The organism is Actinomadura hibisca NBRC 15177 (assembly GCF_001552635.1).
In the GTDB taxonomy this organism is placed as follows: Bacteria; Actinomycetota; Actinomycetes; order Streptosporangiales; family Streptosporangiaceae; genus Spirillospora; species Spirillospora hibisca.
Map to the genome: position 1 here is coordinate 47499 of NZ_BCRO01000007.1, position 24193 is coordinate 71691.

Here is a 24193-nt window from a genome sequence, read left to right on the forward strand (position 1 = left end):
CGTTCCGTCTCCGAGGACGCTACCGTTCCGGTGTGATCCGATGGCGCAAAGGCACGGTAGAGAACGTCCGCCGGGAGTGGCCGGGGGCGGTCGAGCTGGATGTCTCGATCGACGGTGACGGGACCGCGCGGGCCCTCGCCTACCCCGCGCTGGTGGGGCGGCCGGAGCCCGGTGATTCCGTCCTGCTCAACACTACGGCCTTGGCGATGGGCCTGGGGACGGGCGGCTACGCGATGGTGGTGGCGGTGCCCGACCGGCTGCCGCCCGATCCGGCCGGACCCGGCCACCTGGTCAAAGCCCGCTACACGCCGCTCCAGGCCACGGTATTGGGCGCCGACGAGCAGGACTCCCCCCACCACGCGGTGCTGCGCGAGGCCGACTCGCTGGACGGCATGCCGGTGGTCGTCGCCGACCTGCACTCGGCGCTGCCGCCGGTCCTGGCGGGGCTGCTGGCCGCGCGGCCCGGGGCGCGGGTGGTGTACGTGATGCCCGACGGGGGCGCGCTGCCCGCCTGGTTCTCGATGTCGATCGCGCGGCTGCGGGACGCGGGGGCGCTGGCGGCGACCGTCACGACCGGGCAGGCGTTCGGCGGCGACCTGGAGGCCGTCACCGTGCACACCGGGCTGCTGGCGGCCCGCCTGGTCCTGGACGCCGACGTCGCGATCGTCGCGCAGGGGCCGGGGAACCTCGGCACCGGCACCAAGTGGGGCTTCTCCGGGGTGACCTCCGGGGAGGCGGTCAACGCGGCGGCGGTGCTGTCGGGACGTCCCGTCGGCTCCCTGCGCGTCAGCGAGGGCGACAGGCGCGAACGGCACCTGGGGGTGTCCCACCACAGCATCACCGCCTACGGGCGGGTGGCGCTGGCCCGCGCCGACATCCCCGTGCCCGAGCTGGGCGGCGACTTCGGGACGCGCGTCGCGGCCGAGGCCGCGCAGCTGGGCGACCGCCACGAGCTGGTGCCGGTGGGCGTGGAGGGGCTGCGCGAGGCCCTGGAGGCGGCCGAGAAGGACTGGGGGGTGCGGCTGTCGACGATGGGCCGCCGCCTGGACGAGGACCTGGCCTACTTCCTCACCGCGGCCGCCGCCGGCCGCCACACCGCCGCCCTGCTGGACTGACCCTTCTCTCTCCGCCCCCGTTCCGGCCGGTCAGGCCGGGGCGGGGGCTTTCTCGATCATGCCTTCCTCCCGCGCGCCCTGCCCGGGTCCCGCCTCCAGGCCGTCCACCGCGCCCGCCGCCAGGGCCTCGGCCGCGCCGTAGCCCGCGTTGAAGGTGAACGCGCGGGGCGAGGAACCCTGCGCGCGCAACAGTTCCAGGCGCTCGACGCCCTCGGCGACGGTCGGGACGTGCCCGGCCGGGATCCACCACAACACCAGGTGGGCGGCGGTGGGCCGGTGGAACCACTCGCGGCGGCGGCGCATCGACTCCAGGTGCCCGCTGCGGTACACGAAGTCCCACAGCGCCTGGCGGGTCTCCCACACCGAGTAGGTGACGATCACGTCGGCGCCGAGCGGGCGGAGGCCGGTGGCGTCGGCCGCGCCCTCCTCCACCAGCCGCCACACGAAGCCGGGCGCGTTGTCAGCCAGGGCGTTGACCTCGTCGAGCCGCGCCACGAAGCCGGCGGTGCGCGGGTCGTCGAGGGGATGGCGGAGGGCGGCGACGTTGAACTGGGCGAGGTGGAGGCGGGGCGTGGGGGCGGGGGCGGTCGTGGGGGTGGCGGAGGCGTGCGTGGGGGCGTTCATGGGGTCAGCCCACCATGCCCCCGGCTTCTATGTCAATCTTCATTGTTTTTAGAAGCCTCCACCACCACGCAGCACAGCCCGGGGCGCGCGTCCATGCGGGCGCGCAACGTTTCCGAGCCGTCCAGGAGCCCTTCGAGCAGGGCGAGGTTCATGCCGCACACGAGCGGCGGGAAGCGGTCGGCGACCGACCGGAAGGGGCAGTTGCGCAGGCGGAGGGCAGGGTGGGGAGTGCTTTCGTCCTGCTGTTCGTGCCCGTGCTCGCCCGCGGGGTCGTCCATGAACGGGCCGTAGCCGCGCGTCGCCAGGAGCGCGGCCACCTCCGCCAGGTCCGCGCAGGGCCGCCCTTCGGGGCCGCGCATTTCCCGGCCGCGCCGCCGCGCGGTCTCCCAGAGCGCGGTGTCCAGGCCCGCGGCCTCGGCGGTCTCGGCCAGCAGGTCGGCGGCCGTGCGGTAGTCGCGGGCGGGCAGCGACACCTGCCGCTCGGCCGCCGAGCGGCGGTACACCTTGGCGGGACGGCCCGCGCCCGGCCCCGAACGGCCCGTCAGGCGGCGGGAGTCGGCCTCCAGCAGCCCGGCCTCGACCAGCCGGTCCAGATGGAAGGCCGCGAGGGTGCGCTGCACGCCTGCGGCCTCCGCCGCCTCGTTGCGGCCCACCTCGCGCCCCTGGGCCGCCACGTACTCGTACAGCCGCCGCCGGACCGGGTCCCGCAGCGACGCGATCGCGTCGATGTCCTCCATCCGGCCATTCTAAGAACAACCGGCGTTGATGTTAGAGTCGACGGCCCGGAGCGGGTGGTCGGGTCAGTGCGCGCCCAGCACGTCCACGACGAACACCAGCGTGTCGGTGCCCTTGATCCCGGCCTGCGCCAGCCCCTTCGCGCCGTAGCCCAGCGCGGGCGGCACCACGACCAGCACCCGGCTGCCGACCTTCTGCCCCACCAGCGCCTGGTCCCAGCCCTTCATCACCTGGCCGGTCCCGATCGTGGCCGCGTACGGGCGGCCCGACCGCCACGAGGAGTCGAACACCTGCCCGTCGCGCCAGAACGACCCGGTGTACTGCAACGCCACGAGCTGGCCCTTCTCGACCGCCGCGCCGCCGCCCTGCACCAGGGTCCGCACCTGCAACGTCTTGGGCGCGGCGGCCTTCGGCACGGTCACCAGCGGCCCCTGCGCGCCCGACCCTGGCGTCACCTGCGGCAACTTCGCGTCGCTCAGCGCCTGCTGCCTGCCCTGCGCCGCGGCCGTCTTCGAGTACACCGCGCGCACGTCCAGCACGTACAGCAGCGAGTCCCCGGCCCCCACCTGGTTCCGGCTGTCGCCCTTGTCGCCGAACCCGTCCTTGGGCGGGATCCGCGCCACCACGCGCGACCCCGCACGGGCGCCCTCCAGCGCCTTCTCCAGCCCCGGCACCAGCTCCCCCGTCGGGAACGCGCCCGGCTTGCCGTCGTCGAAGCTGCTGGCCAGCAGCTTGGAACCGGCCTTGGTCCACCGGTAGCCGACGTAGTCGGCCACCACCAGATCGCCCTTGTGGACCTGGGCGCCCTTGCCCTCGGCGAGGGTCTTCACCGCCAGCTTCTCCTCGGGCTTGCCGCCCTTGGGGAACGACACCTCCGGACGGGCGCCGAACGCGCCCTTGACCGCGACCTGCACATCGTCGCCGCTCGAACACGCGGACAACGACAACGACGCGGCGGCCAGCACGGCGACCGCGGGCAACACGGCGAGACGACGGCGCATGCACGGTTCCTTCGGGGGTGGGTGAGCGCTGCTGAGCGCTCACCCTACCCCTCAGGTGACCAACCGGTAGCCCGCCGGTGCCGGCTACCTCACATCCCGGCGATGAGCTTGTCGACCCGCTCGTCCACCGACCGGAACGGGTCCTTGCACAACACCGTGCGCTGCGCCTGGTCGTTCAGCTTCAGATGCACCCAGTCCACCGTGAAGTCGCGCCGCTTCTCCTGCGCCTTGCGGATGAACTCCCCGCGCAGCCGCGCCCGCGTCGTCTGCGGCGGCACCGACTTCGCCTCGAAGATCGCCAGGTCGCGCGTCACCCGCTCCACCGAACCCCGGTTCTCCAGCAGGTAGTACAACCCCCGCTCCCGGTGCACGTCGTGGTAGGCCAGGTCCAGCTGCGCCACCCGCGGCGACGACAGCGGCAGGTCGTACTTGCGGCGGTACCGCTCGATCAGCTGGTACTTGGTCACCCAGTCGATCTCCCGGGCCACCAGGTCCAGATCACCGGTCTCCACCGCGCGCAGCGTCCGCTCCCACAGGTCCAGCACCCGCTTGGCGGTCGCGTCGCCGCCCCGCCGGTCCACGAAGTCCTTCGCCTTGCCGAAGTACTCCTTCTGGATCTCCAGCGAGCTGGCCTCGCGCCCGTTGGCCAGCCGCACCTTGCGGCGGCCCGTCATGTCATGGCTGACCTCCCGGATCGCCCGGATCGGGTTCTCCAGCGTCAGGTCCCGCATGACGACGCCCGCCTCGATCATCCGCAGCACCAGGTCGGTCGCCCCCACCTTCAGGAGCATCGTGGTCTCGCTCATGTTCGAGTCGCCCACGATCACGTGCAGCCGCCGGAACCGCTCGGCGTCGGCGTGCGGCTCGTCCCGGGTGTTGATGATGGGCCGCGACCGCGTCGTCGCCGACGACACCCCCTCCCAGATGTGCTCGGCGCGCTGCGACACGCAGTACACCGCGCCCCGGGGGGTCTGCAGCACCTTGCCGGCGCCGCAGATGATCTGGCGCGTCACCAGGTACGGGATCAGCACGTCGGCCAGCCGGCCGAACTCCCCGTGCCGCCCCACCAGGTAGTTCTCGTGGCAGCCGTAGGAGTTCCCGGCCGAGTCGGTGTTGTTCTTGAACAGGTAGATGTCGCCGGCGATGCCCTCCTCGCGCAGCCGCCGCTCCGCGTCCACGAGGAGCCCCTCGAGGATGCGTTCGCCGGCCTTGTCGTGCGTCACCAGATCGACGACGCTGTCGCACTCGGGCGTGGCGTACTCGGGGTGGCTTCCCACGTCCAGGTAGAGCCGCGCGCCGTTGCGCAGGAACACGTTGCTGCTGCGGCCCCACGACACCACCCGGCGGAACAGGTAGCGGGCCACCTCATCGGGTGACAACCGCCGCTGCCCGCGGAAGGTGCAGGTGACGCCGTACTCGTTCTCAAGCCCGAAGATGCGCCTGTCCACATCCACGACCCTATGCGGCCGGACGCCGACTTGGCAGCCTCCGCAGCCCCTTGTTTCGCAGCCGCTCCCGAACCCGCGCCTTTACGTTGTAGATCATTAAGCGGGCGGGAAAAACCCGCCGCGGCCGCACCCCCGGGCAAACCCGGACAGCACGACCACAGCGGGCCGTCACACCCCACCAAACCGCCGGCGACTCCCCGAGGTCAGTCCCCCGCCTCCGCCAGCAACGCCTCGATCCGCGCCGCCGGAAGCCGCTTGAACAACCGGTGCTCCCGGTTACGGTCCAGCACCGCCACCTCCAGCGACTTCGCCTCCAGATGACGATCGTTGTCCTGCGCCTCCAACGACCGCACCGCCGTCCGCAACGCCTCCACCAGCGACGCGCCCTCGACGTACCGCTCCTTCAACGCCTGCGCCACCGCGTCCGCCTGACCGCCCATCGCCACGTAACCGTGCTCGTCGGCCACCGAACCATCGAACGTCAACCGGTAGATCTGGTCGGTCTCCGCCGTCTCACCGACCTCCGCCACCACCAACTCCACCTCGTACGGCTTGTTGGTCTCCGTGAAGATCGTCCCCAGCGACTGCGCGTACACGTTCGCCAGACCCCGCGCCGTCACATCACGCCGGTCGTACTGGTACCCGTTGATGTCGGCGTACCGCACCCCGCCCAGCCGCAGGTTCTCGAACTCGTTGTACTTCCCCACCGCCGCGAACGCGATCCGGTCGTAGATCTCACTGATCTTGTGCAACGCCCGCGACGGATTGTCGGCCACGAACAGGATCCCGTCGGCGTACTGCAGCACCACCACGCTGCGACCCCGCGAGATCCCCTTCCGCGCATAGTCCGCCTTGTCCTTCATCTGCTGTTCGGGCGACACGTAGAACGGCATGGACACCGGTCTGCATCCCTTCTATCGCAGCGGGGCGGTCGGACCGCCCGGCGAGTCGTAACGTTCCTCCACGACGGCCCGCGCCAACGCGCCGACCTCGTCCTCACCGAGCCGCCGGTACCCCTCCGCCGTCACCGACGCCACCACCGGGAAGATCCCGCGCGTCAGATCCGGCCCACCGGTCGCCGAGTCGTCATCGGCCGCGTCGTACAACGCCTGCACGCACACCAGCGCCGCGTCCTCGGCCGACAGATCCGGCCGGAACAACTTCTTCAGCGCACCCCGCGCGAACACCGACCCCGACCCGATCGAATGGAAGTCCCGCTCCTCGTACCGGCCACCGGCCGGATCGTAGGAGAAGATCCGCCCGGCGTCCCGGTCCTCGTCGTACCCCGCGAACAACGGCACCACGGCCAACCCCTGCATCGCCATGCCCAGGTTCTGCCGCACCATCGTCGCCAGCCGGTTCGCCTTGCCCTCGATCGACAGCGTGCGGCCCTCACGCTTCTCGTAATGCTCCAGCTCCACCTGGAACAGCCGCATCATCTCGATCCCGATCCCCGCCGTACCGGCGATCGCGATCGCCGAGAACTCGTCGGCCCGGAACACCTTCTCGATATCACGCTGCGCGATCACGTTGCCCGCGGTCGCCCGCCGGTCCCCCGCCATCACCACACCGCCCGGGAAGACCACCGCCACGATCGTCGTGCCGTGCGGGATCTCCTCCCCCGCCGACACCGCCGGCAACGGCCGCCGACCCGGCAGCAACTCCGGCGAGTACGCCCCCAGGAACTCCGTGAACGAGGACGTGTCCGGGTTCACGAACAACCCGGGCAGACGTCCGGCCTTCGCATCGTGGGACGCCACGCGACTCCTTCCCTCCACCATGGCGCCGACGCCCCTGACACGCGCCGACGCTGACACACCCGACCCTACTGTTCGACCGCACCCCAGCGCATACCACGATCACCCCGCCCAGCTCCGCCCACGGCGAACCGGTCCGATCACGGCCCCGCGACCGCGTCCTCCGTGAACGCGAACTCCCGCCACGGAACCCACTCCACCAGCTCCTCCATGTCCCGCAGCGCCCGGCGGTAACTCGCGTCCTGCTCCCGAAAACGATCCCAGCCGTCCAGCGGCACCCCGGCCGGATCCACGTCGGGGAACGTCAACGACAGGCGGGCGCCGTCATCGCCGGACGGCACCTCCTTCACCAGGTCGCCCCGCAGGTAAGCCGCCGCACGACGCAACGCGCCCGGATCGTCCCGGAGCTGCCCCATCCCGGAATTGCAGCCGACGCAGAGCACACCGCGGACCGCCTGCGTGTCATGACAGTGATCCACATGATCGCCCGGCCGGTCGCAACAGATCGCGCAGTACCCGCCCTGCATCTCCCCCAGCGACGCCACCTCGCCCTCGGTCATCCCGTAACGCCCACGCAGGTGGTAGTGACGCGACGAACCCAGCTGCGCCGCCCGACCATCCCCACGCTGACTCTCCAGATGACGCCGGGACTCGCCCAGGATCTTCGTCCGACCGAACTCCACGCGCATCCACCGCGAATGCGCGTTCCGCCCCTCCAGGTAGTCGGCCGCCTCACGCAACCGCCACTCGTCATCCTCGAACTGACCGAGCGCGCCGTTGCATCTGAAGCAGAGCATGCCTCGGACAAGCCCCGTCAGATGGCTGTGATCGACATGCGCGGCCGGTGAGCGCAGGCAGATCAGACAGATGCCGCCCTGCCGCTCACGGAGGGCGTCCGCCTCCGCCTCGGTAATCCCGTAGCGCAGCTTGAGCAGGTAGTTGCGGCTACTGCCGTGGTTGCGGGTCCTGCCCTCCGCCATGACGCGGTTGTGGCACGGCTTGCAGTAATCGGCAAGGCCACTGGCGTTGGCCCGGTTACGGCCGAACGCGTCGAGGGACTTCACTTCCTCGCACTGCGGGCAGTACTTCATGCCCGCCGGAACCGCCGAGTGGCGCCGGTAGGGGCGCGCCTCTTTCCCATCAGCGGCTTGCTTGCGTCGGTATTTGGCGGCGTTACGGAGCCCGAAGCACTCTTTGCAGTAGAGGGCCAGGCCGTCCGGCGACGCCTTGCGCTTCCAGAATTCGCCGACGGGCTTCACCTGCCCGCAGTCGCGACACTTCTTCCCCTCGGACACCTCACCCACCCACCCCCGGAGCGATCTCCGGTGTCGAAACCTGCGACCCATTGGTGTTCTAAATTAATGGTTCACACGTTCGACGGAGTCACTTCTGGAAAGAATCTTGCTTTTCCGTAGTGACTATGTCCGATTTGTGTATCATTGACCCCCTTTTTGCACATACGAACGGACAAATTCCTCTGCGTTCTCTTCGAGAACTTCGTCAATTTCGTCCAGAATTGCATCGACGTCGTCGGTGAGCGCCTCGTTCCGCTCCTGGACGTCGCCCGTGGTCTCGGCCTGGGTCTCCTCGACCTCCTCGGTGCGGCGCCCGGTCTGCTTCTGACCGCCGGTGTCCTTCGTGGCCATCCCGTACCTCCACTCTGCCGGTGACCCCCGAACCCTATCTCCGATCTTGCTTGGTGAACGGGTACCGGGGCCCGGTTTCCCGGGGTGGCCGGTGCGGGGGCCTGGTGGGGTTATCGCCCGCGCGCCATTCGCTGAAACGGGCATACCGGTCACAAATTCGCGGCGGTCCCCAGGGGCCCTTAACGCCTTTTGAACCGGGGTCCCACACAAGGGTGCCGGGACGCGCGAACGCCCGCGAGAGGGGCTCTCGCGGGCGTTCAGGCGGTGTCGCTTCGCTCGGTGGCGTCAGTTCTGGCCGGTGAGGGTGGCGACGAGGTCGGCTGCGGTGCGGCAGCGGTCGAGGAGTGCGCCGACGTGCTGTTTGGTGCCGCGGAGGGGCTCCAGGGTGGGGACGCGCTGGAGGGATTCGCGGCCGGGGACGTCGAAGATGACCGAGTCCCAGGAGGCGGCGGCGACGGAGTCGGCGTACTGGCTGAGGCAGCGGCCGCGGAAGTAGGCGCGGGTGTCCTCGGGGGGTTCCTCGACGGCGTGTTCGACGGTGGCCTCGGTGATGACGCGGTCGATGCGTCCGCGGGCGACGAGGCGGTTGTAGAGGCCCTTGTCGGGGCGGATGTCGGTGTACTGGAGGTCGACGAGCTGGAGGCGGGGGTGGGACCAGTCGAGGCCGTCGCGGGTGCGGTAGCCCTCCAGGAGGGCGAGTTTGGCGACCCAGTCGAGTTCGCGGGAGAGCTGCATGGGGTCGCTCTCCAGGCGGTGGAGGACCGATTCCCAGCGGTCGAGGACGTCGGTGGTCATGTCGTCGACGTCGGTGCCGAAGCGGTCCTCGACGTATTTGCGGGACTGCTCCAGGTATTCCATCTGGAGTTGCACGGCGGTCATCTTGCGGCCGTCGCGGAGGGTGAGGAGGTGTTTGCAGGTGGGGTCGTGGGAGACGGCGCGGAGGGCGGCGACGGGGGTGTCGACGGAGAGGTCGGCGGTGAGGAAGCGGTCTTCGATCATGGCGAGGACCAGGGCGGTGGTGCCGAGTTTGAGGTAGGTGGAGACCTCGCTCATGTTGGCGTCGCCGATGATGACGTGGAGTCGCCGGTACTTCTCGGGGTCGGCGTGGGGTTCGTCGCGGGTGTTGATGATGGGGCGTTTGAGGGTGGTCTCCAGGCCGACCTCGACTTCGAAGAAGTCGGCGCGCTGGCTGATCTGGAAGCCGTCGCCGCGGCCGTCGACGCCGATGCCGACGCGGCCGGCGCCGGTGACGACCTGGCGGGAGACGAAGAAGGGGGTGAGGTGCCGGACGATGTCGGCGAAGGGGGTTTCCCGCTTCATCAGGTAGTTCTCGTGGCAGCCGTAGGAGGCGCCCTTGTTGTCGGTGTTGTTCTTGTAGAGCTGGATGGGGTGGGTGCCGGGGACGAGGGCGGCGCGGGCGGCGGCGTCGGCCATGACACGTTCGCCGGCCTTGTCCCAGGTGAGGGCGTCGAGTGGGTTGGTGCACTCGGGCGCGGAGTATTCGGGGTGGGCGTGGTCGACGTAGAGGCGGGCGCCGTTGGTGAGGATGACGTTGGCGAGCCCGAGGTCCTCGTCGGTGAGCTGGGTGGGGTCGGCGACTTCGCGGGCGAGGTCGAATCCGCGCGCGTCGCGCAGGGGGTTCTCCTCTTCGAAGTCCCATCGGGCTCGTCTGGCCCGTGCCGCTGATGCCGCGAGGTAGGCGTTGACGACCTGGGAGGAGGTCACCATCGCGTTGGCCCCTGGCTGACCTGGTACGGAGATGCCGTACTCGGTCTCGATGCCCATCACCCGCCGAACACTCATATCGTCGAGCCTATCGGGGCGGAGGGGGTGGAGCCATGGGGCGTGTCGGGGTGATGGGCGGGTGTCGGGCCTCCGGTGCCGGGGTGGGGGGCGGTGGGGCCCGGGGGGTGGACGCCGCCGGGGCCGGGGGGGTGGGGGGGCCGGGGGGTGTGGGGGGTTCGGTGTGGCGGGCGCGGCGGTGCCGGTGTTGTCCGGGTTCGGTGGTGGCGAGGCGGGCGAAGGAGTCCTTGAGGCGGGGTTTGAGCCAGCGTGCGGCGGGTTCTTCGACGAGTTTGTTGATGAGGTAGGCGGCGGCGAGGACGGTGGCGGTGATGATGAGGACGACGGCCCAGGGCTGGAGGGTGGGGTAGAGGAAGCGGGCGATGACGGGGCCGAGTTCGTAGTGGATGAGGTAGGTGGGGTAGGTGAGGGCGCCGAGGGTGGCGAGGCGCTTCCAGCGGAGGCGGCTGAGTTTGCCGGTGGCGATGAGGGCGACGAGGGCGTAGACGAGGGTGGTGAGGACGGCGATGGCGGGCCAGGCGTCGGCGCGGGAGATGCTGTAGGGGGCTTCGGTGGCGGCGGGGAGGGCGTAGCGGATGGAGCAGGCCCAGGAGAAGGCGACCAGGAGCCACAGCATGAGGGTGGGGCCGAAGCGGTGGATGAGGTAGAGCGCCATGCCGGCGATGAAGTAGGGGGCGTAGGTGGGGATGAGGACGCTCTGGAGGAGGTCGTTGCCGGATTCTTTGGCGAAGATGGCGAGGACGGTCCAGGTGGTCATGAAGGTGAGGCAGCGGCGGTAGGTGATGCCGGTGAGGACGAGGAGGGAGATGAGGGCGTAGAAGTGCATCTCGGCCCAGAGGGTCCAGAAGACTCCGCTGGCGTTCCGGATGCCCATGCCCTGTTGGAACATGGTGAGGTTGGGGATGATCGTCTCGGGTTTGCCGCGTCCCATGCCGGTGGTGAGGTGGATGGCGCCGATCATGAGGACGGCGAGCCAGTAGGCGGGGTACAGGCGGGTGATGCGGGAGACGGTGAAGTCGGCCATGCTGCGTCCCCAGGCGCTCATCAGGATGACGAAGCCGCTGATGAGGAAGAACAGTTCGACGCCGAGGTAGCCGAACTGGGTGAGGGCGGAGACGGGGTCGAAGAGTTCGCGGGCCTTCTCGCCTTTGAAGGGTCCGCCCCTGCTGCCGGTGTAGTGGTACAGCAGGACGGCCATGGCGGCGAGGAAGCGCAGCAGGTCCAGCTCGTAGAGGCGGACCCGCGGGGTTCGGGGGGCGGTTTCGGCAGGCATTTGTGGAGCAGCCTAAGGGACACAAACCACCCCTTAGTGCCATTTCCGACAACTTGCGGGGCGCCGGTGTGCGATGCCGGACATGCGACGGCGGCGGCCGCCCCGGGGGCGCCCGCCGCCTGGTGACGCGGGGTCGGCGGGCGGTCACGGGGACCGCCCGGCGCCTGCCGCGGTCGTCGGCGGGCGGCGCCGGGCCGGCCCGCCGACGGTGTCCGCTACAGGTACTGGCCGGTGTTGGCGACGGTGTCGATCGACCGGCCGGCCTCGGCGCCCTTGGTCCCGGAGACGAGCGTGCGGATGTAGACGATCCGCTCGCCCTTCTTGCCGGAGATGCGGGCCCAGTCGTCGGGGTTGGTGGTGTTGGGCAGGTCCTCGTTCTCGCTGAACTCGTCCACGCAGGCGGCGAGCAGGTGCGCGACGCGCATGCCCTTCTGCCCGGTGTCCAGGAACTGCTTGATGGCCATCTTCTTCGCCCGGTCCACGATGTTCTGGATCATGGCGCCGGAGTTGAAGTCCTTGAAGTACAGGACCTCCTTGTCGCCGTTGGCGTAGGTCACCTCGAGGAAGCGGTTCTCCTCGGTCTCGGTGTACATGCGCTCCACGACGCGCTGGATCATGGCGTCGACGGTGGCGTCGGAGTCGCCGCCGTTCTCCTTGACGTCGTCGGGGTGCAGGGGCAGGCCCGACAGGATGTACTTGGAGAAGATGTCCTTGGCCGCCTCGGCGTCCGGCCGCTCGATCTTGATCTTGACGTCCAGGCGGCCGGGCCGCAGGATCGCCGGGTCGATCATGTCCTCGCGGTTGGAGGCGCCGATGACGATGACGTTCTCCAGGCCCTCGACGCCGTCGATCTCGCTGAGCAGCTGCGGGACGATGGTGTTCTCGACGTCGGAGGAGACGCCGGAGCCGCGGGTGCGGAAGATGGAGTCCATCTCGTCGAAGAACACGATGACCGGGGTGCCGGCCGAGGCCTTCTCCCGGGCGCGCTGGAAGACCAGGCGGATGTGCCGCTCGGTCTCGCCGACGTACTTGTTGAGCAGCTCGGGGCCCTTGATGTTGAGGAAGAAGCTCTTGCCCTCCTGGCCGGTCTTCTCGGCGACCTGCTTGGCGAGGGAGTTGGCGACCGCCTTGGCGATGAGGGTCTTGCCGCAGCCGGGCGGCCCGTACAGCAGCACCCCCTTGGGCGGGCGCAGCTGGTGCTCGCGGAACAGGTCGGCGTGCAGGTAGGGCAGTTCGACGGCGTCGCGGATCTGCTCGATCTGGGGGCCGAGCCCGCCGATCTCCTCGTAGGAGATGTCGGGCACCTCCTCCAGGACCAGTTCCTCGACCTCCGCCTTGTGGATCTTCTCGTAGGCGTATCCGGACCGGGGCTCCAGCATGAGCGAGTCGCCGGCGCGCAGCGGGAGCCCGCGCAGCGGCTCGGCCAGCTTGATCACGCGCTCCTCGTCGGCGTGCGCGATCACCAGGGCGCGCTCGCCGTCGTCGAACAGCTCCTTCAGCATGACGACTTCGCCCTGCTCCTCGAAGGAGAGCGCCTCGACCACGTTGAGCGCCTCGTTGAGCATGACCTCCTGGCCACGCTGCAGTTCGTCCGCGTCCACGGCGGGGCTGACGTTCACCCGCAGCTTGCGGCCGCCGGTGAAGATGTCGACCGTGCCGTCGTCGCGGGCCTCGAGGAAGACCCCGTACCCCGACGGCGGTTGGGCGAGCCTGTCAACCTCCTCCTTGAGCGCCACGATCTGCTCGCGCGCTTCCTTGAGGGTCGCCACGAGACGCTCGTTCTGACCCGTCACTGCGGCCAGATTGGCCTGTGCCTCGTGGAGACGTTCTTCCAGAACTCGTACTTGTCGGGGGGATTCCGCGAGCTTGCGGCGCAGTACGGAGATCTCCTCCTCCAAGAAGGACATCTGCGTTTGGAGGTCCCTGACCTCCTTGTCCTGCTGCGCCCTGCGCGCCCCAGCATCATCACGAGCGGCCACGCCCCGTCACCTCCTCTATGAAGAGAGCCGACGACCTACAGAGACCCTACCTATCTGGAGCGCTTCCGTAACCTGCCCATTCGGTACTCGTGTCGTGGCCGTGCCTTCGTCGCGGGGCGGGGCGGGGTGCGGTGAAGGCGAACACAATGCCGGGGCGGGGCGGGGAAAGGCGCCGAAATCGGTGTTCTCGCCGGGTGATACCGCAAGGTTTGCCGATTTCAGGGCGGGTGCGGGGGCGGCCTTCGGGCGGCGGGGCTGGGACGAATTCGCCGGTGCGGTGCGGCCGGGGGTGTCGGTTCCCGGGCGTGCCGGAGACCGGAATGTGATCTAGGCCGCACCGCCCGCCCCGGCGGGTCACGCCCCGGCGGCGGCCTCGGGGACGGCCTCGGCGGCAGTGGCGGTGGCAGTGCCGGTGGCAGTGCCGGTGGTGGTGCCGGTGGCGCTGTCGGGGGTGCTCTCGGCGGTTTCGGCGTGGGCGCCCTTGGCGGGGCGGCGGCGCCGCACCGGCGGGGTGACGCCGTCGGCCAGGCGGCGCGCGGTGACCAGGAAGCCGGTGTGGCCGACCATGCGGTGGTCGGGGCGGACGGCGAGGCCCTCCACGTGCCAGGACCGCAGCAGGGTCTCGAAGGCGTAGGGCTCGGCGAACGCGCCGTGGGAGCGCAGTTCCTCGACCACGCGCGACATCTGGGTGGTGGTGGCGATGTACACGCACACCATGCCGCCGGGGATGAGGGCCTTGGCGACGGCGTCCACGCACTCCCAGGGGGCGAGCATGTCGAGGACGACGCGGTCGACCTCGGTCTCGGCGAGGGAGTCCTGGAGGGAGCCGACCGTCAGCCGCCAGGCGGGGTGGGGGCCGCCGAAGAACTTCTCGACGTTGCCGCGGGCGATCTCGGCGAAGTCCTCGCGGCGCTCGTAGGACGACAGCAGGCCGTGCTCGCCGACGGCGCGCAGCAGGAAGCACGACAGCGCGCCCGAGCCCGCGCCGGCCTCCACGACACGGGCGCCGGGGAAGATGTCGGCCTGCGCGACGATCTGCGCGGCGTCCTTGGGGTAGACGACGGCGGCGCCGCGCGGCATGCGGACGGCGAAGTCGGTGAGCAGGGGCCGGAAGGCCAGGTACTCGACGCCGCCGGTGGAGCGGAACACCGTGCCCTCGGGGCTGCCGATGATCTGGTCGTGGGCGATGGCGCCCTTGTGGGAGTGGTACTCCTTGCCGGGCTGGAGGGTGATGGTGTTGATGCGGCCCTTGGGGTCGGTGAGCTGAACCTGGTCGCCGGGGCGGAAGGGCCCGTGCGGGATGCGGCCGGTGCCCGGGGCGGCCGGGGCGCCGGGGGTGTCACCGGTGGGAACGCCGTTCGGCGTGGGTTCGCTCATGGCCACCAAGGCTAGCGGTGGCCGGGGACCGCTCGGGCGGGGTCAGACGCCCGCGAAGGCGCGGTCGACGTCGGCGACGGCGAGGACGCCGTAGACGCGGCCGTCGGGTTCGGTGAGCAGGTACTCGGTGGCGGGGGCGCGGCGGATCGCGACGATCAGTTCCTCGCCGGCCAGGTCGGCGGGCAGCACCAGGTCGGGGTTCAGGGCGCGGGAGACGTCGCCGGTGCTGGTCCAGGGGCGGCGGTGCTCGGGGACGGCGGTGACGGCGCGCTCGTCGACCAGGGCCTGGGGGCGGCCGTCGTGGTCGACGACGACGAGGGCGCCGGCGTGCCCGGCCTGGGCGCGGCGGACGGCCTCGGCCAGCGGCACGTCGGCGGTGACCAGGGCGGCGCGGCGGGCCAGGGCGCGGGCGCGCAGCAGCGGGAGGCGGTCGCGGAACCGCTCGGCGCGGATGGCCTGGGTGGCGCCGACCCAGATGAAGGAGGCGACGAGCGCCGACCACAGCAGCGCCAGCCAGCCGAAGCCGCCCTCGGCGCCGCCGGCGGCGTCGCGTCCGGCGGGGCGGGCGGCCAGCCAGGCGCCGGCGACCAGGCAGGCGATCGCGACGCCGCGGCCCACCCAGCCGGCGAACACCCCGCCGTTGCGGCCGCTGCCGGTGATCTTCCAGACGGCGGCGCGGACCAGGCGGCCGCCGTCCAGGGGCAGGCCGGGCAGCAGGTTGAACACCCCGACCAGCAGGTTGGCGAAGGTGAGGGCGTCCACCAGCAGCAGGGCGACGCCCGGGAGCGGCACCAGCGCGTGCGTCAGCAGGCCGAGGCCGGCGAGCACGAGGTTGACCAGGGGGCCGGCGAAGGCGATGAGGAACTCGCGGCCGGGGGTGGGGGCCTCGCGTTCGATGGCGGTCTCGCCGCCCAGGATGTGGAGGGTGACCGACCGCACCGGCAGGCCCAGGACGCGGGCGGTGACGGCGTGGCTGAGCTCGTGCACGAACACCGACCCGTACAGCAGCAGCGCGTAGGTCAGGGAGACGGCGTAGCTGGCGGGGCGGGCGACCATGTCGTTGACCTGGCCCTCGAACATGACGGTGACGAGGAGCGCGACCAGGAACCAGCTCGGGGACACGAACACCGGGATGCCGAAGGGCCGTCCCATCAGCAGGCCGCGCCCGGACTCGGGCGGGCCGCCGCCCGTGCCGGTGCCCCGCCCGTCCTTCGGGCCGCCGCCCGAGCCCGGGACGGGGCCGCCCGCGCCGGGGCCCCCTGCGGCAGGGCCGGCCGCGGCGGGGCCGGTCCCGTCGTCGGGGCCCGTGGGCCGCTTGTCCTCGGTCGGGGGTGCGCTGTCTGTCACCTCACCGATGCTACGGCCCCCGGCGGTGGGATCGCGTGGTGGGACGGTGCGGTGCCACCGGCGGGCGGCGGCGGGCCCGCCGGGGGATCGCCTGCGGGGTTTCGTCCGAGGCGTCGCCTACGCTGCACTGTCATGAACACCAGCGAGGCGGCCGCGACGACCATCGGCGGGACGGGCGGGCGGGCCGGCGCCGCGCCGCGGGTGATCGGCTCGTTGTCGCCCTCGCGGGCGGGCGACTTCATGACCTGCCCGCTGCTGTACCGGTTCCGGGTGATCGACAAGATCCCGGAGCGGCCGAGTCCGGCGGCGGTGCGCGGCACGCTGGTGCACGCGGTGCTGGAGCGGCTGTTCGACCGCCCGGCGGGCGACCGCACGGTGGAGGCGGCGCTGGAGCTGCTGGGGCCGCAGTGGGAGCGGCTGCGCGCGGCCGAGCCGGTGCTGGCGACGCTGTTCGCCGACGACGCGGCCGGGGAGAGCGACCAGGCGGGGTGGCTGGAGCAGGCGCGGCGGATGCTGGAGCGGTACTTCACGCTGGAGGACCCGCGGCGGCTGGAGCCCGCCGAGCGGGAGCTGTTCGTGGAGACGGTGCTGGACTCGGGGCTGAAGCTGCGCGGGTTCATCGACCGGGTGGACGTGGCGCCGTCGGGTGACGTGCGGATCGTGGACTACAAGACGGGGGCGTCGCCGCGCGCCGACTTCGAGGCGCGCGCGTTGTTCCAGATGAAGTTCTACGCGCTGGTGGTGTGGCGGTTGCACGGGCGGGTGCCGCGCCTGCTGCAGTTGATGTACCTGGGCAACGGCGAGGTGTTGCGGTACGAGCCGGACGAGGCGGACCTGCGGGCGACCGAGCGCAAGGTCGAGGCGTTGTGGCAGGCGATCCGGCGGGCGATGGACACCGGGGAGTGGCGGCCCCGCACGAGCCGGTTGTGCGACTGGTGCGACCACAAGGAGCGGTGCCCGCAGTTCGGCGGCACTCCCCCGCCGCTGCCGGTGGTGCCGGTGGACCGGCCGACCCCGGCCGACCTGGAGTCGGCCGCCCGCGCGCACGACGCCCCGTAGCCGGGCGGACGGCCGGGCGGGCGGGCGGCGCTGAGGGTCGCTTCCGCGGCGGGCGGGTCATCCTTGCGGAGGATCACAGATCCGCGTCCAGGAGGGGCCCGTCACCTGCTGCGACCTCCTAGGGTGAGAATCGTGTCACCCCGCATCCGTGGTCTGCGCACCTGCCGTGCCTGGCTGAAGGCCCGCCCGCAGGCCGCCGACGCCGCGCTGGCCGTCCTGCTGCTGCTGGTCGGGCTCCCCCAGCTGTTCCTGCAGGACCTGTCGGCTGATCTCGCCGGGCACTACGCGCCGGTGGACGTGCGGCAGACGGTGCTGGTGGTGGTCGTCACGATGGCGATCGCGTTCCGGCGCGACCGGCCGATGACGGTGCTGACGGTGGTGCTGGCCGGGGAGCTGGCGCTGACGGTGTGGGACTACGTGCCGGCGATCCCGGACGCGGCGGCGTTCCTCGTCGCGGTGTACAGCGTGGCGGCGCACCGGGCGCTGGCGCACAGCGCGCTGGGCGGGGTGCTGGCGCTGATCGTGTTCAACGTGATGTTCGCGGTGCTGCCCGGCGTCGGCGGCGGGGCGATGGCGCTGCTGACCAACAACGCGCTGGTGGTGGGGGTGTGGGTGCTGGGCCGCAACCTGCGGTTGCGGCGCGCCTACTTCGCGGAGCTGGAGGACCGGGCGGCGCGGCTGGAGCGGGCGCGCGGCACCGACGCGCGGGCGGCGCGGATCGAGGAGCGGTCGCGGATCGCCCGGGAGCTGCACGACGTGGTGGCGCACCACGTGAGCGTGATGACGGTGCAGGCGGGCGCGGCGCGGCGCATCATCGACCGGAACCCGGCGGGCGCGCGCGAGGCGATGTCGACCATCGAGGAGGTGGGGCGGACGGCGCTGAGCGAGATGCGGCGGATCGTGGGGGTGCTGCGCACCGACCGCGACGCCGAGTCCGCCGGGCGGGAGCTGGCGCCGCAGCCGGGCCTCGGTGATCTCGGGGAGCTGCTGGACCACGTGCGCGAGACGGGCCTGGCGGTGCAGCTGTGGATCGACGGGGAGGCGCGGACGTTGTCGCCGGGGGTGGACGTGGCGGCCTTCCGGCTGATCCAGGAGGCGCTGACCAATACCCTCAAGCATGCCGGGCCGCAGGCGCGGGCCTGGGTCCGGCTGCACTACACCGACGACGACCTGACCGTGGAGATCGAGGACGACGGGCGCGGCACCACGACGATCGTGGCCGACGCGGGGGACAATCCCGGGCACGGGCTGGTCGGCATGTACGAGCGCGTGGCCCTGTACGGCGGCGAGCTGCGGATCGGCCCCCGGGTCGGCGGCGGTTTCGGTGTGCGGGCCCGGTTCCCCCTGGAGGCATAGCGTGGACGCAAGGGCCGTGACCGCGGCGAGGACGGCGAGGGCGACGATGACGAGCGGAGCGGGCCGATGAACGCCGTGCGGGTGCTTCTGGTGGACGACCAGCCGCTGCTGCGGACCGGGTTCCGGCTGATCCTGGAGGCCGAGACCGACATCGCGGTGGTGGGCGAGGCCGGGGACGGCGCGGCGGCGGTGGAGTCGACGCGGTCGTTGCTGCCGGACGTGGTGCTGATGGACATCCGGATGCCGGGGGTGGACGGCATCGAGGCGACGCGCCGCATCATCCGCGACGGCGCGGCCTCGCACGATCCGAAGGTGCTGATCCTGACGACGTTCGACCTGGACGAGTACGTGATCGAGGCGGTGCGGGCGGGGGCCAGCGGGTTCCTGCTGAAGGACTCGCCGCCCGAGGACCTGGTGACGGCGATCCGGATCGTGGCGGCCGGGGACGCGATCGTGGCGCCGAGCGTGACGCGGCGGTTGCTGGACAAGTTCGCGACGCGGTTGCCGGCGGTGCGGGACGCCGCTCCCCCGCCGGGCCTGGACACGCTGACCGAGCGGGAGCGCGAGGTGCTGACGCACGTGGCGCGCGGCCAGTCGAACGCCGAGATCGCGCGGGAGCTGGTGGTCAGCGAGACGACGGTGAAGACGCACGTGGGCAACGTGCTGGCCAAGCTCGGCCTGCGCGACCGGGTGCAGGCGGTGGTGTACGCCTACGAGACGGGGTTGAGCCGTCCGGGCCAGGGCGGCTGACGCCTCTTCGCGCGGGCTGGCGGCCCCTCCGCGCGGACGAGCCCCCGGGGGATCTTTCAGGGATACCCCGAGGCGCGCTGAGCTGCGTGGAAAGGCCGTCGGGGCTCTGGGGGCGGTGCGGTGGCGCGGCCGGTCCCGGGGTCCACCCTGCCTCGGACGTCGGGGTGTCCTACTCCCGGAGGACGACCGGTGGGGGCGCTCCTCCTGCCTTGGGTGGAGCGGTGATTCCGTTCCCCGGGTCCATCCCCGGGGCGGTTTTCGCTCCTACTGTTCTGGACTAGGGATCGCCGACGGGGAACGCGGTCCCGTTCCTTTCGAGCAGGTCTCCGGTTCCATCCACGCAGGGGAGTTCACGTGACCAACACCGTCCCGTCCAACGCCGACGCGCATCCCGCGCCCGGGGCGGGCGACTTCGCCGCACGGGCGTCGGCCGTCGCCAAGGTCTACGGCCGCGGCGACGCCCAGGTCGTCGCCCTCGACGGGGTGACGGTGGGCATCCCGCGCGGCCGCTTCACCGCGATCATGGGCCCGTCGGGGTCCGGCAAGTCGACGCTGATGCACTGCATGGCGGGCCTGGACTCGGTCGACTCCGGGCAGGTGTTCATCGGCGACACCGAGCTGACCCGGCTGAAGGACAAGCAGCTCACCCGGCTGCGCCGCGACAAGATCGGGTTCGTCTTCCAGGCGTTCAACCTGGTGCCGACGCTGACGGCGCTGGAGAACATCACGCTGCCGATGGACATCGCGGGCCGCAAGCACGACAAGGAATGGCTGGACACCGTCGTCGACACGGTGGGGTTGCGGTCCCGGCTGAAGCACCGGCCCACCGAGCTGTCGGGCGGCCAGCAGCAGCGGGTGGCGTGCGCGCGGGCGCTGGCGTCCCGCCCGGAGATCATCTTCGCGGACGAGCCGACCGGCAACCTCGACTCCCGCTCGGGCGCGGAGGTGCTGGGGTTCCTGCGCGACTCGGTGCGCGGCATGGGGCAGACCATCGTCATGGTCACCCACGACCCGTCGGCCGCCGCCTACGCCGACCAGGTGCTGTTCCTCACCGACGGGCAGATCGTCGACACCATGCAGGGGCCCACCGCCGAGCGGGTGCTGGAGCGCATGAAGGGCTTCGACCGGCCCGCCGCCGACACCGCCCGCACCGCCGCCGGCGGCGGGAGCACGAGCGGGGCCGCGGCGCGATGATGGCCAAGGTCACGCTCCGCAACCTGGCGGCGCACAAGATCCGGCTGCTGCTGACGGCCGTCGCGGTGATCCTCGGCGTGGCGTTCGTGGCCGGGACGCTGATCTTCACCGACACCATGAACCGGCAGTTCGACGACCTGTTCAACCGCGTCGGCAAGGGCGTGGCGGTCGACGTGCGCGCCAAGAAGGCGGTGGCGGAGTCCGCCGACGACGGCACCGCCTCCCCGCCGGTCCCCGCCTCGGTGGTGGAGCGGCTGCGCGCGGTGCCCGGCGTGAAGGACCCGGTCGGCAACGTCACCGGGTACGCCGCGGTCGTCGGCCGCGACGGGAAGATCGTCGGGAGCGGGCAGCAGGGCCCGCCGCAGCTCGGCGCGAACTGGGTGGCCGGCGGCGACTACACGATGTCGTCGGGCCGCCCGCCCGCCGGGCCCGCCGAGGTCGCCCTCGACGAGAACACCGCGAAGAAGGGCAGGTTCGGCGTCGGGGACACCGTGCGGGTCGTCAGCCCGGGCCCGCCGCTGCGCGCCCGCGTCTCGGGCCTGGTCGACACCGGCGACCTGATGGGCGCCTCCATCACCCTGTTCGACACCCCCACCGCGCAGAAGCTGCTGCTGAAGCCGGGCTTCTTCACCGACGTGCAGATGGGGTCGGACGGCGTGCCGGAGGCCGAGCTGCGCGACCGCGTCGCCGCCGCGCTGCCCGCGAACATGGAGGCCATCACCGGCACCAAGCTGCGCGAGGACGCCAAGAGCGACGTGGCGCAGTTCATGGGGTTCTTCCGCACGTTCCTGCTGGTGTTCGCGCTGATCTCGATCTTCGTCGGGGCGTTCATCATCTTCAACACCTTCTCGATGCTGGTGGCCCAGCGCACCCGCGAGCTGGCGCTGCTGCGCGCCATCGGCGCGGCCCGGCCGCAGGTGACGCGGGCGGTGCTCGGCGAGGCCGTCGCGGTCGGCGTGGTGGGCTCCACGCTGGGCCTGGCCGCCGGGGCGGGCCTCGCGCTGCTGCTGCAGGCCCAGATGATGGGCGAGAGCGGGGGCCTCGCCTTCACCGCCACCCCGGTCATCGTGTCCTACCTCGTCGGCATCGGCGTCACGGTCGTGTCGGCGTACTTCCCGGCCCGCCGCGCCGCCAGGATCCCCCCGGTGGCCGCGATGCGCGACGACGTGGCGCTGCCGCGCCGCTCGATGCGCATCCGGCTCGCGTTCGGCGCGCTGCTCACCCTCGTCGGCGCCGCGCTGATCGGCGTCGGGCTCGCCGGGTCGGGCGGCAACGCCGCGCTGCCGGTCGGCGCGGGCGCGTTCGCGGTGTTCCTGGGCGTGGCGATGCTCGCCCCGGTGATCAGCGTGCCGGTGGTGCGGGTGCTGGGCGCGCCGTTCGCGCGGCTGCTGGGAGCCCCCGGGCGGCTGGCGCGGCAGAACGCGCTGCGCAACCCGCGCCGCACCGCCGCCACCGCCGCCGCCCTGATGATCGGCCTGGCGCTGATCACGACGGTGAACGTGCTGGGCGCGTCGATGAGCGCCTCGGTGGACGCGCAGGTCGACAAGCAGTTCGGCGCCGACTTCGTCGTCGCCCCCACCGGCATGGGCGGCGTCGGCTCCGACGTGGCCGCGCGGGTCGCGGCGGTGCCCGGCGTGGAGTCGGTCGCGCCGTACTACACCGGCAACGTGAAGATCGACGGTAAGCGCAGCGCGATCGTGTCCGGCGACGTCGACGCGCTGGCGCGGGGCGTGCGGATGGAGACGGTCGCGGGCGGCACCGCGGTGGGCTCCGACGGCCTGCTGGTCGCCGAGGAGACCGCCAAGACCCGCAAGTGGACGGTCGGCACGACCGTGCCGGTCACCTTCGTCGACGGCCGCACCCAGAACCTGCGGGTGGCGGGCCTGTACGCGAAGAACGACCTGCTCGGCCCGCTGGTGGTCGCCGAACCGGCCTACAAGGCCCACACGGCCCGGCCGCAGACCGAGCGGCTGATCGTGCAGGCCGCCGACACCAGCGCCGCCACCAAGACCGCGATCGAGCGGCGCCTCGCCGACCACCCCGACCTGGAGGTGCAGGACCAGGCGGCGCTGAAGGAGCAGGCCCGCCAGCAGGTGGACCAGTTCGTCACGTTCCTGACGGTGCTGCTGGTCATGTCGGTGATCATCGCGGCGGTCGGGGTGGTCAACACCCTGGCGCTGTCGGTGATCGAGCGCACCCGCGAGATCGGGCTGCTGCGCGCCATCGGCATCAGCCGCCGCCAGCTGCGCCGCATGATCCGCGTCGAGTCCATCGTGATCGCGGTGTTCGGCGCGGTGCTCGGCATGGCGATCGGCGTCGCGTTCGGCGCGGCGCTCCAGCAGGCGCTGGAGGGCGACGGGCTGAGCGAGCTCGCGATCCCCGCCGGGACGCTGGTCGCCTACCTGGTGGTCGCCGCCGTCATCGGCGTGCTGGCCGCGCTGTGGCCCGCCTGGCGGGCCGGGCGGATGGACGTGCTCAAGGCCATCTCCACCGAGTAGCCCCACACCGGGCAGCCCCGCCGGGAAGCCGAACGGCCCGCACGGATTCTCATCCGTGCGGGCCGTTTCGGTGTCCCCGCCGTCAGTCCTTGTGGACCGGGGCGGCCGGCAGGTCGCCGCCCGCCGGGGCCACCGCCGACTGCGCGACCGCGTCGGTGGCGCTGACGGTGGTGTTCTCCGGGAAGTGGCACGCGGCCTGGTGCCCCGGGCTCAGCTCGATCAGCGGCGGCTCGACCTGCTTGCAGATCTCCTGCGCCTTCCAGCAGCGGGTGTGGAAGCGGCAGGCGGGCGGCGGGTCCAGCGGGCTCGGCACGTCGCCCTGGAGCCGGATGCGCTCGCGGTTGCCGCGCTGGCTCGGGTCGGGCACCGGCACCGCCGACAGCAGCGCGTTGGTGTAGGGGTGCATCGGCCGCTCGTACAGGTCGTTGCGGTCCGCGATCTCCACGATCTTGCCCAGGTACATCACCGCGACGCGGTCGGAGATGTGCCGCACCACCGACAGGTCGTGCGCGATCACCACGTAGGTGAGGTCGAGCTCGTCCTGCAGGTCCTCCAGCAGGTTGACCACCTGCGCCTGCACCGACACGTCCAGCGCCGACACCGGCTCGTCGGCCACGATCAGCTTGGGCTTGAGCGCCAGCGTGCGGGCGATGCCGATGCGCTGGCGCTGGCCGCCGGAGAACTCGTGCGGGTAACGGTTGTAGTGCTCGGGGCTCAGCCCGACCAGCTCCAGCAGCTCCTGCACCGCGGCCTTGACGCCCTGCTTGGGCTTCTCGCCCTGCAGCCGGAACGCCGCGCCGATGATCGAGCCGACGGTCTGCCGCGGGTTCAGCGACGAGTACGGGTCCTGGAAGATCATCTGGATGTCGCGGCGCAGCGGGCGCAGCTGGCCCTGCGACATGCGGGTGATGTCGTGGCCCTCGAAGGTGATCTTGCCGAAGGTCGGGTCCTCCAGCCGCATGATCATGCGGCCGGTGGTGGTCTTGCCGCAGCCCGACTCCCCCACCAGGCCCAGCGTCTCGCCCTTGCGCACCGAGAAGGACACGCCGTCCACGGCCTTCACCGCGCCGGTCTGGCGGCGCAGGATCGCGCCCGAGGTGACCGGGAAGTGCTTGCCGAGGTTGTCCACCTCCAGCAGCAGCTCGCCGCGCCGCTGCGGGGCGGCGCGCTCCTGCACCACCAGCGGCGCGTCGGCGCCGGTGGCGGGGGTGCCGGTCACGGTGTCGACCGG

The 24193-nt window shown here is 71.7% G+C and carries 20 protein-coding genes; 6 read left to right on the forward strand and 14 right to left on the reverse strand.

Going from position 1 to position 24193, the window contains the following annotated elements; all coding sequences use genetic code 11:
- Positions 1-32 precede the first annotated feature (32 nt).
- Positions 33-1115, forward strand: coding sequence for a DUF3866 family protein (locus tag AH6_RS02800; RefSeq protein ID WP_174555069.1), 1083 nt, complete (start codon positions 33-35; stop codon positions 1113-1115).
- A 30-nt stretch (positions 1116-1145) separates the two neighbouring features.
- Here the strand turns inward: AH6_RS02800 and AH6_RS02805 are convergent, their stop codons facing one another.
- The 13 genes from AH6_RS02805 to AH6_RS02865 form a co-directional block, all read right to left on the reverse strand.
- A complete protein-coding gene (locus tag AH6_RS02805) occupies positions 1146-1739 on the reverse strand; it encodes a DUF3291 domain-containing protein (RefSeq protein ID WP_067472958.1) in 594 nt (197 codons plus the stop codon).
- A gap of 32 nt (positions 1740-1771) precedes the next feature.
- Positions 1772-2476 carry a helix-turn-helix transcriptional regulator gene (locus AH6_RS02810; RefSeq protein ID WP_067472961.1) on the reverse strand — a complete coding sequence of 235 codons (705 nt, stop codon included), beginning with the start codon at positions 2474-2476 and terminating at the stop codon, positions 1772-1774.
- A gap of 63 nt (positions 2477-2539) precedes the next feature.
- A complete protein-coding gene (locus AH6_RS02815; protein ID WP_067472964.1) occupies positions 2540-3475 on the reverse strand; it encodes an FKBP-type peptidyl-prolyl cis-trans isomerase in 936 nt (311 codons plus the stop codon).
- Between the two features lie 89 nt (positions 3476-3564).
- A complete protein-coding gene (gene pafA / locus AH6_RS02820) occupies positions 3565-4923 on the reverse strand; it encodes a Pup--protein ligase (RefSeq protein ID WP_067472968.1) in 1359 nt (452 codons plus the stop codon).
- Between the two features lie 203 nt (positions 4924-5126).
- Positions 5127-5816: a proteasome subunit alpha gene (gene prcA, locus AH6_RS02825; protein WP_067472971.1), complete on the reverse strand. Its 690-nt coding sequence runs from the start codon at positions 5814-5816 to the stop codon at positions 5127-5129.
- 21 nt (positions 5817-5837) lie between these two features.
- Complete coding sequence (gene prcB / locus AH6_RS02830; protein WP_245679151.1) at positions 5838-6683, reverse strand: proteasome subunit beta; 846 nt, start codon at positions 6681-6683, stop codon at positions 5838-5840.
- Positions 6684-6820: 137 nt separating this feature from the next.
- Positions 6821-7975, reverse strand: coding sequence for an endonuclease VII domain-containing protein (locus tag AH6_RS02835; protein WP_245679152.1), 1155 nt, complete (start codon positions 7973-7975; stop codon positions 6821-6823).
- A 141-nt stretch (positions 7976-8116) separates the two neighbouring features.
- Positions 8117-8326, reverse strand: a complete 210-nt coding sequence (locus AH6_RS02840) for a ubiquitin-like protein Pup (protein ID WP_067472978.1) — start codon at positions 8324-8326, stop codon at positions 8117-8119.
- 285 nt (positions 8327-8611) lie between these two features.
- A complete protein-coding gene (dop, locus tag AH6_RS02845) occupies positions 8612-10129 on the reverse strand; it encodes a depupylase/deamidase Dop (protein WP_174555070.1) in 1518 nt (505 codons plus the stop codon).
- 10 nt (positions 10130-10139) lie between these two features.
- On the reverse strand, positions 10140-11402 hold the full coding sequence (locus AH6_RS02850) for an acyltransferase family protein (RefSeq protein ID WP_067472984.1): 1263 nt from the start codon (positions 11400-11402) through the stop codon (positions 10140-10142).
- A gap of 215 nt (positions 11403-11617) precedes the next feature.
- Complete coding sequence (gene arc / locus AH6_RS02855; protein WP_067472987.1) at positions 11618-13381, reverse strand: proteasome ATPase; 1764 nt, start codon at positions 13379-13381, stop codon at positions 11618-11620.
- 354 nt (positions 13382-13735) lie between these two features.
- The gene (locus AH6_RS02860; RefSeq protein ID WP_157431222.1) at positions 13736-14758 is read right to left on the reverse strand and encodes a tRNA (adenine-N1)-methyltransferase; all 1023 of its coding nucleotides are present in this window, start codon (positions 14756-14758) and stop codon (positions 13736-13738) included.
- A 42-nt stretch (positions 14759-14800) separates the two neighbouring features.
- A complete protein-coding gene (locus AH6_RS02865) occupies positions 14801-16105 on the reverse strand; it encodes a site-2 protease family protein (RefSeq protein WP_307190380.1) in 1305 nt (434 codons plus the stop codon).
- Between the two features lie 132 nt (positions 16106-16237).
- On the opposite strand from AH6_RS02865, the gene AH6_RS02870 reads away from it, so the two are divergent.
- The 5 genes from AH6_RS02870 (at position 16238) to AH6_RS02890 (ending at position 22962) form a co-directional block, all read left to right on the forward strand.
- On the forward strand, positions 16238-17164 hold the full coding sequence (locus AH6_RS02870) for a RecB family exonuclease (protein ID WP_083982160.1): 927 nt from the start codon (positions 16238-16240) through the stop codon (positions 17162-17164).
- 132 nt (positions 17165-17296) lie between these two features.
- Positions 17297-18520 (forward strand): sensor histidine kinase, encoded by a 1224-nt coding sequence (locus tag AH6_RS46460; RefSeq protein WP_067472990.1) that lies wholly within the window; start codon positions 17297-17299, stop codon positions 18518-18520.
- A gap of 66 nt (positions 18521-18586) precedes the next feature.
- A complete protein-coding gene (locus tag AH6_RS02880) occupies positions 18587-19270 on the forward strand; it encodes a response regulator (RefSeq protein ID WP_067472993.1) in 684 nt (227 codons plus the stop codon).
- Between the two features lie 354 nt (positions 19271-19624).
- The gene (locus AH6_RS02885; protein WP_067472996.1) at positions 19625-20464 is read left to right on the forward strand and encodes an ABC transporter ATP-binding protein; all 840 of its coding nucleotides are present in this window, start codon (positions 19625-19627) and stop codon (positions 20462-20464) included.
- On the forward strand, positions 20461-22962 hold the full coding sequence (locus AH6_RS02890; RefSeq protein WP_245679153.1) for an ABC transporter permease: 2502 nt from the start codon (positions 20461-20463) through the stop codon (positions 22960-22962). Before AH6_RS02885 ends, AH6_RS02890 begins: the two co-directional genes overlap by 4 nt.
- A gap of 82 nt (positions 22963-23044) precedes the next feature.
- On the opposite strand, the gene AH6_RS02895 is transcribed toward AH6_RS02890, so the two are convergent.
- On the reverse strand, positions 23045-24145 hold the full coding sequence (locus AH6_RS02895) for an ABC transporter ATP-binding protein (RefSeq protein ID WP_067473099.1): 1101 nt from the start codon (positions 24143-24145) through the stop codon (positions 23045-23047).
- Positions 24146-24193: the final 48 nt, after the last annotated feature.

Excerpts from the sequence above, each read along its gene's own strand:
- AH6_RS02805 (WP_067472958.1), bottom strand. The coding sequence starts at position 1,739 with ATGAACGCCCCCACGCACGCCTCCGCCACCCCCACGACCGCCCCCGCC.
- AH6_RS02810 (WP_067472961.1), bottom strand. The coding sequence starts at position 2,476 with ATGGAGGACATCGACGCGATCGCGTCGCTGCGGGACCCGGTCCGGCGG.
- AH6_RS02815 (WP_067472964.1), bottom strand. The coding sequence starts at position 3,475 with ATGCGCCGTCGTCTCGCCGTGTTGCCCGCGGTCGCCGTGCTGGCCGCC.
- prcA (WP_067472971.1), bottom strand. The coding sequence starts at position 5,816 with ATGCCGTTCTACGTGTCGCCCGAACAGCAGATGAAGGACAAGGCGGAC.
- AH6_RS02840 (WP_067472978.1), bottom strand. The coding sequence starts at position 8,326 with ATGGCCACGAAGGACACCGGCGGTCAGAAGCAGACCGGGCGCCGCACC.
- dop (WP_174555070.1), bottom strand. The coding sequence starts at position 10,129 with ATGAGTGTTCGGCGGGTGATGGGCATCGAGACCGAGTACGGCATCTCC.
- AH6_RS02850 (WP_067472984.1), bottom strand. The coding sequence starts at position 11,402 with ATGCCTGCCGAAACCGCCCCCCGAACCCCGCGGGTCCGCCTCTACGAG.
- AH6_RS02860 (WP_157431222.1), bottom strand. The coding sequence starts at position 14,758 with ATGAGCGAACCCACGCCGAACGGCGTTCCCACCGGTGACACCCCCGGC.
- AH6_RS02870 (WP_083982160.1), top strand. The coding sequence starts at position 16,238 with ATGAACACCAGCGAGGCGGCCGCGACGACCATCGGCGGGACGGGCGGG.
- AH6_RS02880 (WP_067472993.1), top strand. The coding sequence starts at position 18,587 with ATGAACGCCGTGCGGGTGCTTCTGGTGGACGACCAGCCGCTGCTGCGG.
- AH6_RS02890 (WP_245679153.1), top strand. The coding sequence starts at position 20,461 with ATGATGGCCAAGGTCACGCTCCGCAACCTGGCGGCGCACAAGATCCGG.